1 pseudogene is annotated in these 255 nt (G+C 42.4%); it reads right to left on the reverse strand.

Features of this window, described 5'->3' with window-relative positions:
* Positions 1–255 (reverse strand): annotated as a pseudogene (locus ACEN31_RS11730) (IS30 family transposase); the annotation flags it as partial.

The following is a 255-nucleotide window of genomic DNA, read 5'->3' on the forward strand; positions in this document are numbered from 1 at the left end:
AGGACTTTAAAGCTTCCTTAGGTAAGTTTTCTCTCAAATCTTCAATCGCAGTTTGCATAGCAACTTTAGAGCGATTTGGCATGGGTAAAGCAATATATATACGGCTTTTTCGTTCTGCAAAGCTCGCGAAACAACCTTTACTCTTACCTCGAGAAGAAACAACTGTGTCGAGTTCCCAATGCCCGAACTCTTTTCGATTCTTCACAGATTTGGGGCGTTTTGAGATGGGAGTGCCGATATTAAACTTTCCTCGCG

This window comes from Ruoffia sp. FAM 26255, from assembly GCF_045528525.1.
Taxonomy (GTDB): domain Bacteria; phylum Bacillota; class Bacilli; order Lactobacillales; family Aerococcaceae; genus Ruoffia; species Ruoffia tabacinasalis.